This window comes from Stenotrophomonas sp. SMYL86 (assembly GCF_036320025.1).
GTDB lineage: Bacteria > Pseudomonadota > Gammaproteobacteria > Xanthomonadales > Xanthomonadaceae > Stenotrophomonas > Stenotrophomonas maltophilia_A.
The window spans coordinates 1-730 of sequence record NZ_JAWIRU010000040.1; the positions used below are offsets into that span (position 1 = coordinate 1).

The window sequence follows — 730 nt, forward strand, 5'->3', positions numbered from 1 at the left end:
ATGCGCTTGGTGAGGCGCTTGAGCTTGGTTTCCGAACCGGTAGCGGCGATTTCCTCGCGCAGGCGGGTCATTTCCGACTGCAGGTCGATCGTGCGCAGCAGTTCGTACACGGCCTCGGCGCCCATCGCGGCGTCGAAGTCGTCACCGTGCTCCTGGCGGGCCTGCAGGTACTGTTCTTCGGTCAGCAGCTGGCGGCGTTCCAGGGCGGTCAGGCCCGGCTCGGTCACCACGTAGGCTTCGAAGTACAGCACGCGCTCGATGTCGCGCAGGGTCATGTCCAGCATCAGGCCGATGCGCGACGGCAGCGACTTCAGGAACCAGATGTGCGCGACCGGCGAGGCCAGGTCGATGTGGCCCATGCGCTCACGGCGCACCTTGGCCAGGGTCACTTCGGTGCCGCACTTTTCGCAGACCACGCCGCGGTGCTTCATGCGCTTGTACTTGCCGCACAGGCACTCGTAGTCCTTCACCGGGCCGAAGATGGCGGCGCAGAACAGGCCGTCGCGTTCCGGCTTGAAGGTACGGTAGTTGATGGTTTCCGGCTTCTTCACTTCGCCGAAGGACCACGAACGGATCAGGTCCGGCGAGGCCAGCGCGATCTTGATCGCGTCGAAGTCCAGCGTCTGGCGCTGCTGGTTGAAGAGGTTGAGCAGGTCTTTCATGGTGTTCTCCAGAAGGAGGAATGCTGTGTCGATGGGCTTTCAGTTGACTGCCAGCGGCGCGGGGGCGG

General features: G+C 64.0%; 1 pseudogene. It reads right to left on the reverse strand.

Going from position 1 to position 730, the window contains the following annotated elements:
- Window positions 1-662: pseudogene (locus tag V3B64_RS21810) on the reverse strand (DNA-directed RNA polymerase subunit beta'); the annotation flags it as partial.
- Window positions 663-730: the final 68 nt, after the last annotated feature.